A 21,862-nucleotide genomic window follows, 5' to 3' on the forward strand; every position below is an offset into this window, starting at 1 on the left:
AAGATGAAGAATGGAACGGTCGAAATTAAAGAAGATGGAAGAAAAAGGGAAAAAGTATTTTAGAACTCATGAGGATTTAGCCATTTATCAATTAGCATTTGAGACAGCAATGCAAATTTTTGAATATTCTAAAAAGTTCCCAGTTGAAGAAAAATATTCATTAACTGACCAAATTCGTCGCTCCGACGCTCGAAGACTCGCTACCGCTTCGCTATCTCGCTCTGTCTGTGCAAATATGGCAGAGGCTTGGAGAAAACGGCGATATAAAGCCGCTTTTGTCGCTAAACTGAATGATTGTGAGGCGGAGGCAGCAGAAACTCAAGTTTGGTTAAAGTTTGCTGTGAAATGTCAATATCTTACGGTCGAACAAGGAAGAGAACTCTACGCTCCTTACAATCAAGTCCTTAGTGGGTTAGTCAAGATGATTACCTATCCAGATGATTGGTTACTTGACTAAATTTCCACACTCCCCACACTCCCCACACCTCCCACACCTCCCACACTCCCCACACCCCCCACCCTCCCCAGGGCTGTTTCATTCCCTAAAGAGCGTTAAATATCAAGGGTTATAGCGATTTAAAATTGATTTTTTTGTTACCAGCGTGCCAAGAAAATGAACAATTTTACTGTTGTTTAAGTGCTTAAAAGTTTATCTTCTCGTCACCCTCACTTACAATTTTCTCGCTAACCATCTTGACAAATCCTGTTTGAAATGGAATGAAACAGCCCTGCCCACCCTCCCCGCGCCCTGCCTCTTTATTCACAGGCTTAACGGCAGTTGAACTGTGAAGCTTGCCCAGCCCTGAGAACTAGTAACTTCAATTTTGCCTTGGAGATATTCTACTAACTTCTTCACTAATGCTAAACCTAATCCTGTGCCGCCATGTTGCCAGCGATCGCTTTGAGGAATTCGGTAAAATGGCTCAAAGATGCGAGATTGTTCTGTTGTGGGGATTATTACCCCAGAGTTACTAATTGTAATTTGAAAGTAGGGGACTTGAGGATTATCTAATAGATCAGATTCAGCATCCTCTATAAGAGTTTTTGTGGTGTCGATTATCCGAACATCCATTGTAATCTGTCCTTCAGGCGGAGTATATTTACAAGCATTATTGAGTAACTCTGAGACAATTTCGGTCAGGCTAGCCAAGTCTGAAACTAAAGGTGGTAAATTTGGCGCAATACTAACTTCCAAAGTCTGTTTCCTCGCTTTCGCACTTTCTTCAAAATACTCGGCGACGTGAGGCAGCCAATGTTGAAGTTGAATTGACGTTAATTCTAATGGATAGACATCTGCATCAATCATTCGGATATGCAGCAAATTGTCTACTAGATTCAGTTCTTGTTCGCACTGCTCACGCAGGATACTTAAGTAGCGGGCTACAGATTCAGATGGAGAAAGTGTGCTTGAATTTAAGCTACCCTGCTGCTCAAGAATATTTTCTAGGGCGGAGATTGCCATTTTGATGTTTGACAAGGGGGTTCGCATTTCATGAGAAGTGGTTGCGAGAAAATCCTCTTTCAACTTGTTCAGGCGTTGGAGTTCTGCCACTTGAATTTCTAGTTGTTGGGCACGTTCAGTTGCGAGATTGCGTTCTTCGGTGAGCCGTCGTTGTGTGTCATCTCGAAAAACTAATACTGCTCCTGTAATGATGCCACTGTTGTCTCTGAGGGGAGTCGCACTATCCGCGACTGGTATAGTTGTCCCCTCTTTAGTAATTAGTAAAATTTCACTGCCTAGATAGATAGTAGTTTCTTGTTGAAGGGCGGCGATAATTGGATTTTGGACAGGGATCTGAGTTTGTTCGTCAACGAGTCGGAACACCTCTGTTAACATCCGTCCCTTGGCTTCATGCCATCGCCACCCTGTTAATGCTTCACCTGCCTGATTTAGGTACTTTACGCGCAATTCAGGATCAACTACAATCACACCGTCCCCAATCCCTCTAAGGACAGAACTGAAAAATTGCTCGCGATCGTAGCGATTGAGTGCTGTTTGAATGGCAACGTAAAGTTCTTGTTCCTTGATGGGTTTGAGAATATACCCAAAGGGTGATGTCAGTGTTGCCCGCTCCACAGTACTCTTATCTGAGTGCCCTGTAAGGTAGATAACAGGAATTTGCAAATTACGCCAAATTTGCTCAGATGCCTGAATCCCGTCCATTTCGCCGCGTAACCTGATATCCATTAAAATCAAGTTTGGCCGTGACTCAGTTGCTTTTTCAATTGCCTCTTCTGCTGAATCGGCAATACCTAAAACAGTATATCCCAGAGACTCTAAACTTTCTTGTAAGTTGATGGCAAGAATATATTCATCTTCAACAATAAGGATTCGAACTGTCTCCTTTTTATATGTGTTTGATGGGGTGCCAATCATTTTTATATCCGGCTGTTTGTAAAAGTAATTTTGAACTGTGTTCCCTGGTGAGATTTAATTTCGAGTTTTCCTCTTAACTGTTTGACTAAGCCTTGGACAAGGGTTATGCCCAGTGTTTTAGATTTCTTACTATCAAAATTTTCAGGTAAACCAAGGCCATTATCTCGAATAATGAGTGTAAAAATAGACTCGGATTCTTGATAAAACTTAACCTCAATTTCACCCCTAATATTACCAACAAAGGTATTACCAACAAAGGCATATTTCAAAGCATTGGAAACCAGTTCGTTGATAATCAAGCCACAAGGAATGGCAGTTTCGATATCGAGGCTAGCTTCATCAACTTGAATATTCAGGTGAATTTGGCTGGAATTGACATTATAAGAATCAAATAAATGAGTTGTTAAATCTGGGATGTATTGAGCAAAATCAATATCAGCGAGGTCTTCAGAGCGGTATAGTTTTTCATGAACTAGGGCAATGGAGGCAATGCGGTTTTGGCTATCGCGCAAAACATCTGTCACCACAGGATCTTTTGTCCGTCTGCACTGCATTTGCAGCAAACTGCTGACAATTCCTAAATTGTTCTTCACGCGATGGTGAATTTCTTTAAGTAATACTTCTTTTTCTTTAAGAGAGGCTTTGATTTTTTCCTCTGCTTGCTTATGCTCGGTGATATCTTGTTGGACAGCTACAAGGACGCTTCCATACTCAGGATGCCCAAAAATGCAAGCGTTTGCCCTACACCAGAATGGGGTGCCATCTTTCTTAACATTATGAACTTCATAAGTAGCTTCACCGTTTTGAATAATAGCAGTCCTAATTGCCTGATTCACTTCTTCAGGTGTAGTATGTTCGTCTCCGTAGTTGACAATCGACACATGTTGACCGATTAATTCACCAGGTTCATAGCCAAACATTTGCTCAAATTTAGGATTGGTGTAGACGAACACGCCATCTGTAGCACGAACTAGGCAAATTCCTTCTGCCATGTTGCGGGTAATTACTGCTTGCAACTCTAACATCTGTTCAGCACGTTTGCGATCGCTGATTTCAACTACAACAATGCCTATACTAATGGGTTGATCGGCTTCAGACTGAATCGGAAAATAGGAGGCTAGCCAAGTTCTGATGACACCTGGAAGTTTTGGGGTTTCGCCAGTGATTTCCAAATCCAGAATCGTTTCACCCGTTGTCGAAACATGGTGCAACACCTGCTCCAGGTTTGGTGTCAAATCGGGGACAATCTCCCCCAATCTTTTGCCAATATGCGCTGCTGCGGGAATGCCATTAATTTCTGCTAATGCTTCATTAACAAATGAAAAACGCAGTTCTCGATCAAGAATGCTTACGCCAACAGGTGCGCTATTGATGAAAGCATCCAATAACTTTTGCTTGTGAGCCAGTTCTCGCTCCAGAATTTTGCGATCGTTGATATCCCGATGAGTACCAGTTATCCGCAAAGGATTACCCTCTCCATCTCGGATGACAACCTTACCATAGTTGGCAATCCATTTCCATTCGCCAGACTTAGTTCTGAGTCGATAGTCAAATTTGTAGGGTACTGAACTATCCTTGAGGTGTGCTGCCAAAATTTCCTCAACCCAAGGTAGATCGTCTGGATGAACTAATCGCTCCCAAGTACTCCAATCCTGTGGAAGTTCATCAAAGTTGTATCCGAGCATTTCTAAATAGCGGGGGCTGTAATACACTTCTCCAGTGAGAATATTCCAGTCCCACAAACCATCCCCAGAAGCTTCAAGTGCTAATTGTAGTCGTTCTTCACTTTCTCGAAGGGCTATTTCTGCCTGTTTGCGCTCTTCTTCAACACCCTTACGCACAGTGATATCCGTGACTCGTACTAGGTGCATCACATTGCCAGCAACCCTAATTTGTTTGACTGCAATATTTCCCCAAAACAAATTACCTTTTTTGGTGAAATATTCAATTTCTAAACTCCAAAATCCTTGCTGGTTAATTTCTTTGGTTATGGAGGCTAGCTCATCAGGGGTAAACTGTTGTTTTTGCAGCGTTTGGCCTTCAATATTAATTAGTTCAGCTTTACTTTTGGCTCCAAATAGTTCCACTGCTCGAGCGTTACAGTCAGTGGTCAGTAATGTTTCTACATCCACCAAAAAGAGCGCATCTGTAGATTCATTATAGATAGCTTCTAACAAGTCACGACTGCGGATGATTTCTAACTCGGTTTGTTTGCGTTGTGTAATATCTAGAATAGAGCCTAACAGCTTAACTGCATTCCCTTGGGCGTTATAAACTATCTCTGCCCTGGCCTCAAGGTAGCGCATTGAATTATCGGGTCGGATAATTCGATACTCAATATTGAAAGGGACTTCTTGGGCAATCGCTCGTTCAAGATTGGACTGGAACAGTTCCCTATCCTCTGGGTGAACCATCTGGAGTAATTCTGCCTGAGTAGGTTCGCTTTGAGTTGAATTTAGACCAAAAATGTGAAAAGTTTCCCTTGACCAGTAACGCTTTTTCGTTTCTAAGTTCCATTCCCAACTGCCTATATGGGCGATTTGTTGAGTAGTGACTAGCAATGCTTCACTTTGGCGCAAGGTTTCTTCCGCTTTTTGGCGATCGCGTAGCGCAATTTCCCGTTCGGTGACATCTTGGGCAGTACCATAAAGGCGAATCACCTCTCCATCAGCGTTGAATTCTGCATATCCAATGCCCTCAAAATAGCGATTAGAGCCATCTGGCTTGGGTACACGGAGAATTTGTTTGTAGGACTCACCTGTGGCGATCGCCCGCTCAACAGCTTGGTGCAATTTCTGCCCATCTTCAGGGTGATACAATTGCAGATTTTCCTCATAGCTTGGTTCAAGAAGTGCGGGTTCTCGATTGAAGAGATCAAAAAGCCCTTTTGACCAGGTAATTTTGCCACTGGCAAGTTCAAACTCCCAATTACCAAGGTGAGCAACTCGCTGTGATTCTTCTAGCCGAGATTGACTTTTACGTAAGGTTTCTTCATTGTTCTTCAGGTCAGTGACATCCACCACTAGCCCATCCCAAGCTACACGCCCATCCTGCAACTGGCGTGGTGTGGAACGAAAATGAAACCATTTGAGTTGACCACTAGACGTTCGGATTCGTAGTTGAATATCAAAGACAGAGAGATTTAGCCGAGACTCTTCAACGGCTTCCTCTAGACGGGGAATATCCTCTGGGATAAACTGCCGATAAAGCAGAGATGAATCTCTGAGTGCATCTTTTGCTTTGACTTCCATTAGTCTTTCAATCCCCGCACTCAGATAGGAAAAGCGATCCCTCCCATCCAGTTCGCGGATCACCCGATAAACTGCACCATTAGGCAGATTATCTCCAATCAAGTGCAACATCACTTCTCGCTCATGCAAAGCGAGTTCGGTTTGTTTACGTTCAGTGATATCTCGCCCTTCTGGAATCAACAAAACGACTTTACCTGTCTCGTCTTGAAGCGGACGCAGTGAAAAATCGATGGTTGCTACTCGGTTATTTGCACCGAGAACGTCAACTTCATAGCGGACAAACTCTCCTTGGGCTGAACGAGCGATCGCTTGTTTTAATTCTTCTTGAGTTTGCGGTGAAATTGTCCACCAGTGTGCTTCCCAAAAAGGGCGATTGATCACATCTTCTAGTTGAAGTCCGGCAAAATTAAGCGCAGTCTGGTTAGCCTCCAGTAAAATACCAGATGGTGTTAGCAGTCCTGTAAATTGGAAAGTGTTATTAAAGATTGCACGGAATCGGCGATCGCTTTCTTGCAATTTGGCAGTGCGTTCTTGGACTTTGGCTTCTAACTCAGTGTTGAAGATTTGGAGGTTGTGATAAAGTTCGGCTTGTTGAATAGCGATCGCTAATTGTACAGTCAATTGGTTGAGCAATTCCACCTCAAATGCTTGCCATTGCCGGGGAGCAGAACATTGATGCACAATAAATAGCCCCCAGAGTTCAACTGCTGAAGTCGCTATGTTTTCTACCAGAATGGGGACAATTAAATTCGCCTTTACCTGAAACTGTTCTAATAATTGCAGATGGCATTCACTTAAACCCGCTTCGTAGATGTTCGTAGTTGTCCAAATTTTTCCTTGGCGATATTTTTCCCCCTGGCTTTGTTGAAAACAGGTATCTTCAATCTCTAGTCCCAAGCTTGATTTCCATTCCGGTAACACCGACTCTGATACAATACAGCCCTGCATAAGAGGAGTGAATTGATATACCAGTACCCGATCGGCACTTAATAACTGGCGGACTTCTTGAACACTAGTAGTCAGAATGTCTTGAAGCTGCAAAGATTTGCGGATATGCAGAGCGATCGCTCCTACTAGGCGCTGTTGTTCCTGTTGCCTTTCTAGCTGCTGCATTAGCTGCTTGTGCTTGATTGCCCCATGAATCGTTCGGCAAAAATTTTCTCGGGTCAGTTTTCCCTTAACTAGATAATCATTCGCCCCACTCTTGATAGCTTGGACTGCGATCGTTTCGTCTCCCTGTCCAGTCAGCATAATTACTGAAATTTGACTGCTGAAAGTTTGCCTCTGTAACTTAGTGAGAAATTCCAGCCCGTCTAAATCTGGTAATAAATAGTCCAACAAAATCACATCTGGTATTTTCCCAAGGCATACTTGTAGCGCCTTATTTCCAGACTCAAATTCGTAAATATCATAAGTGTAGCGATCGTCCCGCTCTAGGAAGCGTTGATACAAAGCTCTGTCTACAGCAGAGTCTTCTACAAAAAATACAGTTATTGCATTGACTGTCATGTATATCGCTCCTCATAAAGCTGCGGCAGTAGGAGAGAAGAATGAATAATCAATAATAGCCAATACCCAATGCCCCATTCCCAATATCCAATTTAGGAAATCCGAACTTTTTCTTGATTACAGACTACTATTTTTAGTCGCATAAACGCATAATAGAATAGTGACTGATCTGTTCGTCCCTTTACAATCTCTCAAACAAGGTGACTGGTTCAAGCTCATCTGCGGAGCTAGCTTCCAGCATTTGCCGGCAGTCAGAAATTTAACCTTAGCCTATACTTTGGCGGGCGCTGACTGCATAGATGTTGCAGCTGATCCAGCAGTGATTGCAGCAGCGCAAGCAGGGCTACAAGTAGCTAAAACTCTAGCTCAAGATGCCCAACAGCGAGGCTTTGACTACAAAGGCAACTTACCCTTTTTAATGGTCAGCCTAAACGATGGAGAAGACCCCCATTTTCGCAAAGCAGAATTTAATCCTACTGAGTGTCCTAGAGACTGCCCTAGACCCTGTGAAAGGATTTGTCCGGCACAAGCAATCGTATTTGACAATATCAAAGAAGATTTTTCAGGAGTAGTATCCGAAAAATGTTATGGCTGCGGTCGTTGCATCCCCATTTGTCCTTATGGTATAATTTATACAGCCTCGTATGTGACAACGCCAGGAGCGATCGCGCCATTAATAATGTCAACAGGAGTAGATGCCGTAGAAATCCATACACAAGTAGGGCGGTTGGCAGAATTTCAGCGATTGTGGCAGGCAATTTCACCGTGGGCCGATCAATTAAAGGTACTAGCCATCAGCTGTCCCGATGGCGAAGGGATGACTGATTACCTAAGAGCAGTGTATGACCTGATTGCCCCACTCAAAAGTGCTTTAATTTGGCAAACCGACGGTCGTTCTATGAGTGGCGATATTGGCGATGGCACGACAATAGCCGCAGTGAAATTAGGGCAGAAAGTTTTGGCAGCGAAATTACCGGGATATGTGCAGTTAGCAGGCGGCACAAATAGCTATACCGTTGCTAAGTTAAAGGCAATGGGACTGTTAAACAGTGCTGAGTTCCGAGTTATGGGTGCTGAGAAAGACTATATTACTCAGCACTCAGCACTCATGACTCAGCACTATATCGCCGGGGTCGCCTACGGTAGCTACGCCCGTGTACTGCTGTCACCAATTCTCGAAAAGTTAGAGAATAAGGAGGTAAGTAAGACCAATATGAAGGCGACTGTTTGCCTAGAAGAAGATGAAGTATTACTTTGGCAAGCTGTAGAACTTGCCCATTCTCTCGTTTCCCAGATCAAGTTATCTCAGAGAAGGGAGAGTGAGCATTAATTAAGCATAATTACTAGGTACAAGAAGATACTGTAACTTATGTTTAATTTATGTTTGTATAGTCAAGGTAGGAGGTTTGAGCATTGAATGAGCGCTTGAGAACAGTTAGAAGCTGAAAGTATCTGATTTACTGTTGTTTCCGTCACCATAGAAAGCATGACGATTACAGACGATCTCCAAAAGTTATTAGACATTTTGCCCCAAGACCTGCAACAAGTACTAGAGAGTCATCCCAAACGAGATATTTTAGTAGAAGTGGTCTTGGATTTGGGTCGTCGCCCAGAAGCTCGCTTTCCTAATCAAGCTGAGTATCTGAGCGAAATACCCGTTACTCAAGAACAGATAGATGATTGCATTCAACGAGTCGGAATTTTTGGCGGAGATAATCGAGCAGGAATTGAGCAAACTTTGCATCGGATCAGTGCGATCCGTAACCGTACTGGTAAGATTATTGGCTTGACCTGTCGCGTTGGTCGGGCGGTATTCGGAACCATTGGCATGATCCGCGATTTGGTAGAAACTGGTAAATCGATTCTCATGCTCGGTCGTCCAGGCGTGGGCAAAACTACTGCCTTACGGGAAATTGCCCGGGTTTTGGCAGACGATCTACATAAGCGAGTGGTGATTATTGACACCTCCAACGAAATCGCTGGAGATGGTGATGTTGCCCACCCCGCCATTGGTCGCGCTCGGCGGATGCAAGTGGCTCATCCAGAACAACAGCATCAGGTGATGATTGAGGCAGTGGAAAACCACATGCCAGAAGTCATTGTCATTGATGAAATTGGTACAGAACTGGAAGCTTTAGCGGCTCGTACTATTGCTGAACGGGGCGTACAGTTAGTAGGTACTGCCCACGGGAATCAGATCGAAAATCTGATTAAAAACCCTACCCTGGCTGATTTAGTTGGGGGTATCCAAGCTGTGACTTTGGGAGATGACGAAGCCAGACGGCGAGGCTCTCAAAAGACTGTTTTGGAGCGGAAAGCCCCTCCTACCTTTGAAATTGCTGTGGAAATGTTGGAACGCCAACGTTGGGTAGTACACGAAAGCGTTGCTGACACAGTAGATAATCTGCTGCGAGGTCGTCAGGCTACCCCACAAACGAGAACCGTTGATGACCACGGCAAAGTTGCGGTGACAAGGCAGTTAGCTGTTGTCAACGGTCGCGGTGGACAGTTAGGGACAGTGGAAGAATCTTTCCCACCGGCACGACCATCTAATGGCTGGCGTTCTTCGGGACAAATGGTTGCACTACCGCAATTGCCTGTAGAACGGGTGACTGGGCGTAGTGAGTTTGATCGATTGCTGGATGAATCCTTCAATTATTCTGAGAGCATTGATTTAGATGCTGCGACAAGAGTGCCAGGGCCAAATGGTGAAGATTTGCCACTGCACGTTTACCCTTATGGCGTTAGCCGCCATCAACTAGAACAGGTAATTAGCGTGCTAACTTTACCCGTGGTATTGACAAAAGATATAGATAGTGCTGATGCAATTTTAGCACTGCGATCGCACGTCAAGAACCACGCCAAATTACGCCAAATGGCCAAAGCCCGTCATGTACCCATCCACATGATTAAGTCCAGCACTATTCCGCAAATTACCCGTGGCTTGCGGCGGTTGCTGAACATGGACGATCCAGAAATGACCGATGACCTCGAACTGCAACTGTTTTTGCACAGTGGTAGCGATGATGAGATGGATGCCTTGGAAGAAGCTAGACTTGCTGTTGAGCAAATTGTGATTCCGAAAGGACAACCAGTAGAGTTATTACCGCGTTCTCCGCAAGTCCGCAAAATGCAACATGAGTTGGTAGAACATTATCGCCTCAAGTCGCATAGTTTTGGCGAAGAACCAAATAGAAGATTGCGGATTTATCCGGCTTAACTTCACCCCTAACCCCTCTTTGGACTGCGAAGAGGGGTAAAAGAACAAATCCCAAAGGACACATTCGCGCAGCGTCTCGTCAGAGAAGAGCGCAAAGGAAGTACATATTTCAGCAATGCCAAAAAACCCGGTCATGAAGACCAGGTTTTTGTGGGGCCATATTTCCCCAAGGCTAGTTATAGAAGTTATTTATAAATCAGTGTTCTGGTAATTACTACCAAACTTAGATTATCAATTTCGGAAAATTATCGCTCAATTCTCAAAATTTTCTCTCACTCACCTGTGCAATGCCTGCGTAGTCAGCTTTGCCTTACCACATCGTGGAAGCAAGCTACGCCTACGGTCATATCTGCTATTAACTTGATATCAGTGCATAGGGGCATTGCTCTCTACTGATTGAAACTGAGATCACAACGTCGGTCTGAGAACTTTGCTATTATTTGCTACTTTAAAATATATGCAAATAATTGAAATTTCTCCATTCCAAGCATTTCGCCGGAGTGTGACGACGGTGATGCAAGTAGTTCCAAAGGAGCTACGCTATGTGGCAATTTTGACATTAATGGGTGGTGCAGGCCCAGCGATCGCCATTTGGCTCAACAAATTGATTATTGATGAAATTACCCGCTTATTGAGTACGGGAACAACGCAGAATGCGATCGCCTTGATACTTTCCCAACCTCTGCTACTCTCCAGTATTGCAGGTTCATTGCTGGTGAATTTGGTAAGTGATGCGATCGCTAACATCAATAGCTTTGTATATACTTCCCTGCGCGATCGCATTACAGGCTTTATTCAAGGACAAGTGATTGAGAAGGTTGCCACTTTTGAAGATATTGCCCTGTTTGAAACACCCGATTTGCTCAATTTGTTGCAGTTGACCGAAAAGGGAATGCAACGACTTCCAGAGCTTTGTGTCAGGCTGGTGATGATGCTAGAGGGAATTTTTATCTTCATTCCAGCCATACTGCTTTCGGTATCCCTTGCTTGGTGGATACCCCTAATTTTGTTTATCTGCGTCACCCCTGCTATGTATGTAGAAAGGAAATACCGCAAGCAAGTTTGGAGGGTAGAAAAAACCCAAGCCAGTGTTCTTCGGGAAATGAACTTATATAAAACGGTTTTAACTGGGGAAATATACGCCAAAGAAATACGCTTGTTTAGCTTGCAACCCTTACTATTAGAACGTTGGCACGGACTTTACCGCACCATTTTTAGAGCAATGGAACAGATTCGCCGTCGGGGGACAACGGCGGTTATTAGTTGGTCTTTACTCAGTGGCTTAGGCTTTGCGTTACCTTACCTGTACGTAGTTCAGGGAGTGCTAGGTGGAACTCATACTTTAGGGGATTTGGCGCTTTACACTGGGGTAATTTTAGAAGTGCGTCGAAGTTTGGATAATTTGATGTCTGGTGGGTCAGAGCTGTATGATATTGCACTGGCAACAACGCCCATTTTCCAACTTTTGGAATTAGAGCCGCAATTATCCGGTTCTCAATCAAAGTCATGGGGAGAAATCAAGGAATCGGCTGTTAACAATCAGAACTTTCAAATAAATGGGAATCGGCAAGCTTTATCAAGTGAAGCATTGCAGACAGGTATTTTCATTGAAAATCTATCCTTTACCTATCCCAATAGTAATCACCCCATCCTGAAAAATATCAATCTGAAAATTCACCCCAATGAGATGATTGTATTGGTGGGTGAAAATGGTGCTGGCAAGACCACTTTAGCCAAGCTATTGTGTCGCCTTTATGACCCTAGCCAAGGTGCGATTATTTGGAATGGGCAAGATTTACGATCGCTCCCCTTAGAAGATTTGCGATCGCGGATTGATGTAGTTATGCAAGATTACGCTCGTTTTCCGACTACCGTGCGCGAAAATGTTGCCTTTGGGGATTTACCTAAAATGCAGGATGATGAAGCAATTAGGGAAGCGATCGCTGAGGCTGGTTTGACTAGAGTAATTGAGAAGCTAGATCAAGGTTTGGAAACCCTCTTAGGCAAACAGCTAGAGGGTGGTATTGATTTATCAGGAGGACAATGGCAGAGATTAGCGATCGCTCGTGCTTTGTTGCGACTGTCTCCAGCCGAATTACTCATACTTGATGAGCCAACAGCAAACCTTGACCCCAAAACAGAACATGAGATTTACAATATTTTGCGTACTCTGTCCAAGGGGAGAATAGCCGTTGTAGTCAGCCATCGCCTCGCCTTAGCAAAACTAGCAGACCGAGTAGTAGTCCTAGAACACGGTCAAATTATCGAGGTAGGCACTCATGACGAACTCATTGCACTAGGGGGACAGTATCACTTAATGTTTACTCGTCAAGCTAGTAGTTACAACTGAGCGGGAGGCAGGGGAGCAGGGGGCAGGGGAGCAGGGGGCAGGGGAGCAGAGGAAGCGGGGGAGGCAGGGGACAAGGGGACAAGGGGACAAGGGGAATTAGAAAGTGATTCATCGACTTCAGAACTCGGTTCATCCACCTCTTAACCTTATTCCCAATTCCCAATTCCCAATTTTTATTCTGGTAATTTATATTGATCAACAATACGCTTGGCAAACTCTGGAACGTGCGCTTCTAATTTCTCTGGATGATTTCGCTTTACATATAAATAATTGCGAGTAAAGTGAGAATCAATGGAAAACCGCGCATATTCCAAACCTTTGGGGCCAATTTTTTCAATCACCACACCCATGAGTTTCGCTGCCCACATAGGGAGGGTAACGCCTTTATCGTAAGCGGGAATACTTTGTTGTACAGCTTCCTTGCGATCGCCTTTAGACGTAACTGGTTGGGTGTCTAACTGGTCTTGCACTAAATCTAGCATTTCCTTACCAGTGTCATTTCTAACTACAATCCATTGCCAGCCAAAAGGTGCGCCCATGTAACCAACGACTAAATCGGCTAGAGAGTTGACGTAATCAAAGCAACTCATACAAGATGGGGCAAAGACATCTTTGAGTTTGTTAGTCTTCAAGCCAAAGAAAGGCACTGTTTCTAATGAGCCATCCTCATGTTTGAAGTGAACCCGGAAGTCTTGCATGAATTCGTAATGCACAACTGTCTCTGGCGATCGGCTGGTGGTTTCTAAGAATTTTTGTAGTCCGGCGCGATTAACATTGTCTACGCAGGGTGTACCCAAAACATATAGTTTTTCTAAACCCAGTTGTTTTTCTACGGCTCGTAACGCCTGGATTTGGCAACCAACACCAATTACCAAAAGCCGCTTCATCCCCGATTTTTCGATCTGTTCCAATACGGAAAGGTTAGGGGAAAGTGTTGGTTTATTTACCCGCGCAGCTAGTATTTCTTCTGGAGTTCGGGCGATGATGGGCATGGGTTGAAAGCGGTCTTCTTTGGTGTTTTGCACACAGATGACACCTTCAACTAAGCCGCGATTGAGCATTTCAATCGCAATGCTGCTAACAATACCCGTCCATTGTGCGCCTTCGATGGGCTGCTGTTTTCGCGCCGCCATCATGTCTTGGTGGACACCAAAGTATAGCTCATCAGGGTTGTCGAGATGGCGCGATCGCATGTGCGTTTCTTCTTCAAGTTCGCCTATTTGCTGATTAATAAAAGCGCAGGCTTCCTTGACATAGTGAATATAGTATGTATCGCATAGTCCGCACTCGCTACAAAGTTCTTTAGCAGGGCGGCGGCTGGTAGGTTTTAAGGCTTTGGCTTTTTTGTGAGGAGAAACTGAGGTCATATAAATTTTTTGTTTTATCCAGTAATCGCTTTTATTACAATACCTTTACTGGCTATGAATTCTTTCAACTCTCCTCCTCAAAAAGAAAGCACTCAGAAAGGGAAGAACTGGAGCAAGACTGAGCCAAGGCTTCCCAAAAAGTCAACGAAACTGGGTTTACCAGGGCTTACCTTATCATTTACAGGTGTTTGCAGTTCTTTAATAAAGGCTTGGGCTGTTTGTGTTCCAGGACCATTGTTTTGGGATGTAAACAATTTTTCAGCAACTTGGGCATCTTGGAACGCACCTTGTCTATCTAGTATTTGGTAACGGGCGACACCACGAGCTAAATAAGCACCAGCATATTCTGGTTTAATAGCGATCGCTTGATTAAAATAACTGATTGCTTGCTGTTGATTGCCTTTTTGACCTTCCGCTACACCCAAAGCATAAAATTCTTCTGGTGAAGCAATTTGTGATGGTATACCAACTGCACCTTGGAAGTTAGCACCATTTAAGTAAGCACCCTTCATTTCTGCATTTGCTAGATAAGTATTTCTCAAATCAGCACCCGCCAAATTTGCCCCACTAAATTTAGCTTCGCTCAGATTAACACCAAATAAACTAGCGCCACTCAAGTTTGCACCCCGCAAATCTGCGCCGCTCAAGTTTGCACGGCTAAGGTTTGCACCTGTGAGATTAGCCCCGCTCAAATTAGCTCCAGATAAGTCAGCCATTACTAAACCTGCATTAGTCAAATCACAGTTTTGACATTGCTTAGTTGCCAATAATTGGCTAATATGTTCAGAATTTGCTGCTTGTACGCTTGTTGTCAAACTAATCGTGGTTAAGAATGCGGCTGCACCTAGAATTCGGTTCTTCATATTCGCGTAATATTTCTTACTCAATATTCAACCTTGACTGAGATGGATTTATACCTCAGCATTATGATATGAGCAATCTTTACAATTTGACCTCTGTAGTTACCTATATTACTTGTAAATTTGAGTATAAGGGTTATAAGTTAGGTTTAATACACCGTGTTTGCCGGGGTATACCTTTTGTTGCGTCCGGCATCTGATCGCATTTCTCTATTTTATAAACAAGCGATCGCATTGTAGAAAAATAACCAAACGATGAGTATCAAGCAAAATGATGTACTTCACAATAGTCAAAAATGAGGTAACAAGCCTAAACTCAGTGCAAAACATTTCTTTAAATCAAGCATCTATGACATCCAAATAGTTAGGATTTCCTTCAAGAAAGTAAATCAGTGGAGCCGTATACAAGTCAAGGGGCAAAAAGAAAGATTTGCTTTTGTATTCCCCGATTTTAAATAAATATGAGACTATAGAAACATTAAAGTAGTCAGAAAAACGTGAGTCAGCAAGACAAAATCTTAGACAAAATTCTCTCTGGGACTTCTGATACAGACATCCCTTTTGCCCAACTGTGGCAACTCTTATATAAACTAGGCTTTGAAGAACGTATTCGTGGCGACCATCGTATTTTTTTCAAAGCCGATGTTGAAGAAATATTGAACCTACAACAGAAAAAAGGCAAAGCTAAAAGCTATCAAATTAAACAAGTTCGGGCAGTGATTATCAAGTATAAGCTAGGAATTAAAAATGATGTTTCGGTATGAAATTATTCTCTACTGGAGTGAATTAGATCAAGCCTTTATTGCTGAAGTACCAGAATTATCAGGCTGTGCTGCTGACGGTGATACTTATCAAGAAGCTCTGCATAATGTAGAATTAGTTATGCAGCAATGGATAGAAACGGCTAAAGATTTAGGGCGTTCAGTTCCTCAACCTAGACCACGTTTGATGTATATTTAATTGATATAAAAACCAAGTCAAACTGATTTTTTAGTATCATCAGAAATATTTGACTCCATCTACCATAATTGATGAAAAGTTAGATCCCCGACTTCTTCGAGAAGTCGGGGATCTAGACACTGCGAAGTGTAATTTAAAACGTTAGTTACTGGCAACCTTACAAATTACCATGATATGTGATTTGTATTTGTCAGTACTATATTGAATAAGTTGCAATCCAGAACGTTCTAGTTCTTGCAAAAGTTTAGGGATTTCATATTTATGATGTCGCCAAATAGTAATTTCTTCACCTTCGGAGATTTCAATCTTTTTATCTATCCCCATCCGGCTGAAATTTATCGTGTAATCATGATTAAATCTTATATTAGCAACTATACTATCGGTTTTTAAATCATACTTTCTCACCAATTCGCAATCTTCAGATGCAATCCCAACCTTGTTTTTAACCCATCCATATATTTCTTCTACATGATACTTACAGCCACCTCTGACGTTTCCATCCCATTTAGAGTTAGAGCCAATTTCATTAGTGAACACTAAGAAATCATTTTTGCCCATACTCTCTCTAAAATTTTTAAATACCTCATCTCTATTTTGATGGTTTCCAATAGTAACACCTAAGTGTAAAAATATTTTTGCTGTGTTGTCAATTTCAAGACCAGCTTTATTTTGAAATAGGGTTTTTGGGACACAATTATTTTCAATATCAATTGAAGAACTGATAAAATCGACTTTAGGAAACCATTTTTTAAAATTCTTCTTTGATAATATCAGCAATTCTTCACTAATATCTAAAGCAACATATTTATTAACTTTATCCAATTTATTAAGTCTTTGAATAAAGTCTTTAACTGGATATGAATTTCCTGCGCCAACATCTACTATATTGATTTTATTACCACTTTGAATATTGTCATTAAAATATTTAAAGTTGTTTTTTAAAAGCTCAATTTCTACATTGGATGTTCGATACCATCTAGGAATGATATATTTTTGATAAAAATCATCCCAAATTTTTGCACCTCTCCCTTTATAAGAATACTTTAATGGGATTTCTCGTCTGATTTCTAAAGCAAAAATGATTCCTAAAATTTCTTCTTCAGAAAAAATAGAGTAGAACTCAGAACTTGGCTTTGCTGTGCGACTGATAGCAGTTGACATCTCTTCTGAGGAAACTTGGGAATTGTCATGAAAATTTTGAACCATTATTCTTGTTCTTTGATTTTCTTCGGTATTTAAATGGATTAGCCGCAATGCTTGCCAAAGATGTATCTTCCCATGCCGTTGTCCCCAAATTTGAACCGAAATTTAAACTTTTCATGATAAATAGATCCCATATTCCCCATAGACAAGTTGTTTTTTTACAATCAAAGTGCGAGATAATTTTCCAAAGATAGAGGGGTGAATTCCAGTGGTTCAGCAACCAAAACTCCAGGAAACTTCGTCGATACAGTCAATGCAGCGTGTGCTGAAAAGTTTAAGCACTTACCGATGGACAACGCTCGGAGCATTGGTCAGCCTGTTGCTGTTGACGATCGCAAATGCCGTTACCCCACAACTATTTAGATGGGGAATCGATCAGGGTATTACCCAAAAAAACCTCCAAGTTGTGCTGTACAGCGCCGCCTGGATGGTACTCGCCGCGATCGCTCGTGGTTTATTTAACTTTGGACAAAGCTATTTAGCAGAAGCAGCCTCTCAGGGTGTAGCTTATGACCTGCGGAACAAGATTTTCAGCAAAATTCAAAATCTCAGTTTCAGCTATCATGACCAATCGCAGACTTCCCAACTCTTAACTCGTGTCACCAGCGATATTGAGCAAATCCGTACCTTTGTTGGGACTAGCTTAATTCAGGTCATTGGTGGAATTGTCACATTGGTGACTATTGCAGTAATTTTGCTGGTGATGAACTGGGAACTAGCATTGATCACCCTAACAGCAGTGCCCATATCAGCATGGTTGATGGCAAGATTTGTGGGTCGAAATAACAAACTTTTTCGGCAAGTACAAGAGCAATTAAGCAATCTCAATGCTGTATTGCAAGAGAACTTGTTAGGAATACGGGTAGTGAAAGCCTTTGTCCGGGAATCAGCCGAAAGGTCGCGTTACACAACCCTAAATGATGGTCTAGTGAAGGCAAACATGAAGACCATTAACGCTATCCATAATACCTTCCCTTTTATATTTTTACTGAGTAACTTTGTCACACTGGCAGTTTTCGGCTACGGGGGAGCGCAGGTAATTGGGCGTAGATTTTCTATTGGCGAATTGGTAGCCTTTAACTCCTACCTGGCGTTGATTCTCCAACCAATTTTGTTGATTGGATTTGCTGCACCTGCGATCGCTCAATCAGCCGCTTCTGCTGAACGAGTCTATGAAGTTGTCGATGCAGAAGTAGAAATTCGCGATCGCCCCGGTGCTGTTCCATTTGACACCTGCGTTGGTAGAATCACCTTTGAAAATGTTTCCTTTCGCTATCCGGGAGCCAGCACTGAAACTCTCAAAGAAGTTTCCTTTGAAACAAGGCCCAAAGAGTTAATCGCCGTTCTCGGCATGACTGGTTCCGGGAAAAGCACAATTATGAACCTGCTTGCCCGTTTTTATGATGTCACAGGGGGAGCAGTTCGCATTGACGGACGAGATGTCAAAGATTTCACACTTAAAAGCCTGCGATCGCGTATTGGCATTGTATTTCAGGAAACCACCCTATTCTCTGGCACAATCCGCGAAAATATTGCCTACGCTAAACCCGATGCAACCCTAGAGCAAGTGATTGAGGTTGCAAAAACCGCCCAAATGCACGATTTTATTATCGGTTTACCCGATGGCTACGAGACGATTGTGGGTGAACGAGGCGTAGGCTTATCAGGTGGACAAAAACAAAGAATTGCGATCGCTCGAACCTTACTAACCGATTACAGCATTCTGATTTTGGACGATAGCACCTCAGCCGTGGATGCCGCCACTGCTGCCCATATTCAAGCCGAACTAGATGGCTTAATGCGCCAAAAAGCTTGTACAACTTTTGTCGTAGCTCAACGCATTAGCACTGTCAAGAATGCCGATCGGATTTTTCTCATGGACAAAGGTAGATTAGTCGCCCAAGGCACTCATGAGGAATTGATGGAAACCAGCCCCCTCTACGGTGCAATTTTAGAATCTCAGGTAAAGGCTAAAGAAAAAAATGATACAAAACTAAGATAAATAACTAATCCACTTTAGTTAAGTATTTCTTCCTTCTCTTACTTAGCGTCCTTAGCGTCCTTAGCGGTTCGTTAAAAAAAATTGACTTTGACAAAGAGTTAAGCCTTAACTGAACCGTATTAATAAATAGTCTTGTTCGAGACTTTTATAACAACTAATTAAAAGCAAAGACCTTGTAATCCAAAGTCCCAAATCTAAAATCTAAAATTGCTATGAGAAGCACTATTCCCGTTGTTGCATCTGAGCAGGCGAGTAAGCAACTTTCTACCCTGCGGCGTTTTTTGCAATACCTGCTACTTTATCGCAAAGAAATTCCCATCGCCCTGACATTAGTATTTATTGGTGCTGTAACTCAGGCAATTGGGCCATTTTTCCTAGGTTGGTCAATCGATCGCCTAATTGAAAAAGGTAATTTACAGGGACTCCTACTGTTATTAGGTCTACTAGCCCTAAACTACGGACTTGGAATTATAGCAATCCGGGGTCAAATTATTCGAGTCGGCTGGATTATGCAGCGATTGTTGGCTCAACTGAGGCAAGATATTTTTCTCAAAATCCAAAGTCTGCCCCTCAGCTTTTTCGATCGCAGCGAAGCGGGTGATTTAATGAGCCGTCTGCTGAATGATGTCAATACTGTGAATCAGGCATTTGGACTGACGATCGCCCAAATGCTGGGCAACATTTTCAGTTTGGTCGGTATAGTCATTGCCATGCTCTCAATCAACCTGCAACTCGGTTTGTTGAGCAACCTAGTTGTACCACTGATGATTTTGACCACAAGTTTGTTTGCACGTTGGGCAAGAGCCAGGTTTCGCGTTACCCGACAGACCATTGGGGAGCTTTCCGCCAAGTTGGAAGAAGATATTGGCAGTGTCAGAGAAGCACAGGCATTTAATCGGGTACAGACAAACATCGCCCAATTTGACGTTCTTAACGCTGCAAATCGTGATGCCAATGTCGAGGCTGTAGCAATTACTTCAGCCTTTTTGCCCTCCATCGATTTTCTCAACACACTCGCAACCGCAGGTGTACTGGCTTATGGTGGCTATCTTGCCGTCACTGGGGCTGTAACAGTGGGCGTGGTGACATCCTTTTTACTTTACGTCCAGCAGTTCTTCCGCCCTATCCAGATTCTCAGCCAGTTTTACACCCAAGCTCAATCTGCCTTTGCCGGATTAGAGCGAATCTTTTTATTACTAGATGAACCATCAGAACTCAAAGATGCACCCGATGCGACAGAAATGCCGCCGATTCAGGGGGAAGTGAGATTTGAGAATGTCAAGTTTGGCTATAACCCAGATCAATTGGTTCTCAAAGGGGTGAATTTGCACGCCTATCCAGGACAGATGATTGCATTAGTCGGGCCGACCGGTTCGGGAAAAAGTACAATTATTAACTTGATTTTGCGTTTCTACGATGTATCTGGTGGTGCAGTAAAAATTGATGATATTGATGTGCGTAGTGTTACCCAAGCCAGTCTACGTCGTCAAATTGGCATCGTTTTACAAGATAATATTCTGTTCACTGGTACTGTCGCCGAAAACATTGCCTTTGGCGCTCCCCATACTACCCAAGCTGACATCGAAGCGGCTGCACAACTGGCAAATGTACATGAGTTCATTACCTCACTACCACAAGGCTATACAACCCAATTGGGTGAACGAGGAGCGCCCCTGAGCCAGGGACAACGACAACTAATCAGTATTGCCCGTGCGGTATTAATTAACCCGCGCATTCTGATTCTTGATGAAGCCACCAGCAGCATTGACACGCGCACAGAAGCGCTAGTACAAAGTGCGATCGCTCGTTTGCTGCAAGGTCGTACCAGTTTTGTAATTGCCCACCGCCTCAGCACAGTTACCCAGGCAGATCAGGTGTTAGTAATTCAGCAGGGACAAATTGTAGAGCAAGGTACTCACGCCGAACTCATCAATCGGCAAGGTGTATACGCCAACCTCTATGGTCTACAACTGGGTGCAGCAGACACAACGGTTCTTCAAGAGGAAAAGTAAAATATAGATAACGGTTCTCAATCAAGAACTTATACTTATCTGCCCCGTGTAGGTCAAATTTAATCAATAACCCACGATTTTGTGTTTATTTTCATGGAGTTATCTCATGATCCTGCATATTTCGATCGACGCTCACAATCCATTGCAAGTTGCTAATGCTCTAGCTGAAGTTTTAAATGGCAAGGTATATAAATTTTTCACTCCAGGTAGTTACCTTGTGATGCCTTTTGACAAGGATGGCACTCACATTGTGGTGTTTAAAGAAGGTGATGTATGGGTTCCAGGTACTGATGGCGAATCAGCGCAGGTACTCCAAGCTGAACCTACTAAATTGGTGGCTAACCATGCGGCAATTTCGGTTACCACTACCCAGGAGCAGATCGAACAAATCGGTCAACGCGAGGGATGGCGCGTCCTGACTCGCAAGCAGGGAGATGGTGTCCCATTTAGTGCGATCGAGTTTTGGGTGGAGAATCGCATCCTGTTTGAGTTTTTACCGCCGGAATTTGTGCCGCAATATTTGCAGACCATGCAACCAGAGATGATTGAAAAAATGTTTGGCCAAGCAATTAAGCTTATGCCAGTTTAGGGTAGGTCTAGGCGATCGCTCAATAAGTTGCCACTCTTTGGTATTTATCAGAAAAATGGGTTTAAAACCCCGTGTTCTACGACGGCTTTTCTTGATTTTGAATGTATTTTTTAAGAACTTCAAGTGGCGCACCCCCAACAGAAAGTAAATTTATTTACCAGC

At 43.1% G+C, this 21,862-nt stretch carries 14 protein-coding genes and 1 pseudogene; 9 read left to right on the plus strand and 6 right to left on the minus strand.

Translation table 11 applies throughout. The features are described 5' to 3' along the window. Positions 1 to 10 precede the first annotated feature (10 nt). A complete protein-coding gene (locus tag V7K69_RS04215) occupies positions 11 to 457 on the plus strand; it encodes a four helix bundle protein (RefSeq protein ID WP_335031697.1) in 447 nt (148 codons plus the stop codon). 303 nt (positions 458 to 760) lie between these two features. Here V7K69_RS04215 and V7K69_RS04220 read toward each other — a convergent pair whose 3' ends face one another. Next, positions 761 to 2,377 carry a hybrid sensor histidine kinase/response regulator gene (locus V7K69_RS04220; protein WP_335031699.1) on the minus strand — a complete coding sequence of 539 codons (1,617 nt, stop codon included), beginning with the start codon at positions 2,375 to 2,377 and terminating at the stop codon, positions 761 to 763. Between the two features lie 2 nt (positions 2,378 to 2,379). Then, positions 2,380 to 7,137, minus strand: a complete 4,758-nt coding sequence (locus tag V7K69_RS04225; RefSeq protein ID WP_335031701.1) for a PAS domain S-box protein — start codon at positions 7,135 to 7,137, stop codon at positions 2,380 to 2,382. 160 nt (positions 7,138 to 7,297) lie between these two features. Between V7K69_RS04225 and ldpA the strand changes: the two genes are divergently transcribed. From ldpA to V7K69_RS04240, 3 genes are all read left to right on the plus strand, one after another. Then, complete coding sequence (gene ldpA / locus V7K69_RS04230) at positions 7,298 to 8,467, plus strand: circadian clock protein LdpA (protein WP_335031703.1); 1,170 nt, start codon at positions 7,298 to 7,300, stop codon at positions 8,465 to 8,467. Between the two features lie 156 nt (positions 8,468 to 8,623). Beyond that, positions 8,624 to 10,357 (plus strand): R3H domain-containing nucleic acid-binding protein, encoded by a 1,734-nt coding sequence (locus V7K69_RS04235; RefSeq protein ID WP_163928846.1) that lies wholly within the window; start codon positions 8,624 to 8,626, stop codon positions 10,355 to 10,357. 457 nt (positions 10,358 to 10,814) lie between these two features. After that, the gene (locus V7K69_RS04240) at positions 10,815 to 12,707 is read left to right on the plus strand and encodes an ABC transporter ATP-binding protein (protein WP_335031706.1); all 1,893 of its coding nucleotides are present in this window, start codon (positions 10,815 to 10,817) and stop codon (positions 12,705 to 12,707) included. Positions 12,708 to 12,880: 173 nt separating this feature from the next. Here V7K69_RS04240 and V7K69_RS04245 read toward each other — a convergent pair whose 3' ends face one another. Both V7K69_RS04245 and V7K69_RS04250 read right to left on the minus strand, forming a co-directional pair. Next, entirely contained in the window at positions 12,881 to 14,074 is a 1,194-nt protein-coding gene (locus tag V7K69_RS04245) for a Coenzyme F420 hydrogenase/dehydrogenase, beta subunit C-terminal domain (protein ID WP_335031708.1), read from the minus strand. A 92-nt stretch (positions 14,075 to 14,166) separates the two neighbouring features. Further along, positions 14,167 to 14,937 carry a pentapeptide repeat-containing protein gene (locus V7K69_RS04250; protein WP_334805069.1) on the minus strand — a complete coding sequence of 257 codons (771 nt, stop codon included), beginning with the start codon at positions 14,935 to 14,937 and terminating at the stop codon, positions 14,167 to 14,169. Between the two features lie 494 nt (positions 14,938 to 15,431). On the opposite strand from V7K69_RS04250, the gene V7K69_RS04255 reads away from it, so the two are divergent. Both V7K69_RS04255 and V7K69_RS04260 read left to right on the plus strand, forming a co-directional pair. Continuing rightward, on the plus strand, positions 15,432 to 15,698 hold the full coding sequence (locus V7K69_RS04255) for a type II toxin-antitoxin system HicA family toxin (protein ID WP_335031711.1): 267 nt from the start codon (positions 15,432 to 15,434) through the stop codon (positions 15,696 to 15,698). Continuing rightward, positions 15,682 to 15,894, plus strand: coding sequence for a type II toxin-antitoxin system HicB family antitoxin (locus V7K69_RS04260; RefSeq protein WP_190936956.1), 213 nt, complete (start codon positions 15,682 to 15,684; stop codon positions 15,892 to 15,894). Before V7K69_RS04255 ends, V7K69_RS04260 begins: the two co-directional genes overlap by 17 nt. A gap of 141 nt (positions 15,895 to 16,035) precedes the next feature. On the opposite strand, the gene V7K69_RS04265 is transcribed toward V7K69_RS04260, so the two are convergent. Next, positions 16,036 to 17,100 (minus strand): L-histidine N(alpha)-methyltransferase, encoded by a 1,065-nt coding sequence (locus V7K69_RS04265; protein ID WP_335031714.1) that lies wholly within the window; start codon positions 17,098 to 17,100, stop codon positions 16,036 to 16,038. A 205-nt stretch (positions 17,101 to 17,305) separates the two neighbouring features. On the opposite strand from V7K69_RS04265, the gene V7K69_RS04270 reads away from it, so the two are divergent. From V7K69_RS04270 to V7K69_RS04280, 3 genes are all read left to right on the plus strand, one after another. After that, on the plus strand, positions 17,306 to 19,099 hold the full coding sequence (locus V7K69_RS04270) for an ABC transporter ATP-binding protein (protein ID WP_335031716.1): 1,794 nt from the start codon (positions 17,306 to 17,308) through the stop codon (positions 19,097 to 19,099). Positions 19,100 to 19,311: 212 nt separating this feature from the next. Then, positions 19,312 to 21,111 (plus strand): ABC transporter ATP-binding protein, encoded by a 1,800-nt coding sequence (locus V7K69_RS04275; RefSeq protein ID WP_335031718.1) that lies wholly within the window; start codon positions 19,312 to 19,314, stop codon positions 21,109 to 21,111. Positions 21,112 to 21,217: 106 nt separating this feature from the next. Further along, complete coding sequence (locus tag V7K69_RS04280; RefSeq protein ID WP_335031720.1) at positions 21,218 to 21,700, plus strand: hypothetical protein; 483 nt, start codon at positions 21,218 to 21,220, stop codon at positions 21,698 to 21,700. A gap of 76 nt (positions 21,701 to 21,776) precedes the next feature. On the opposite strand, the pseudogene V7K69_RS32880 reads toward V7K69_RS04280, so the two are convergent. Further along, positions 21,777 to 21,842, minus strand: a pseudogene (locus tag V7K69_RS32880) (IS200/IS605 family transposase); the annotation flags it as partial. Positions 21,843 to 21,862 lie beyond the last annotated feature (20 nt).

Source organism: Nostoc sp. (assembly GCF_036917775.1).
In the GTDB taxonomy this organism is placed as follows: Bacteria; Cyanobacteriota; Cyanobacteriia; order Cyanobacteriales; family Nostocaceae; genus Nostoc.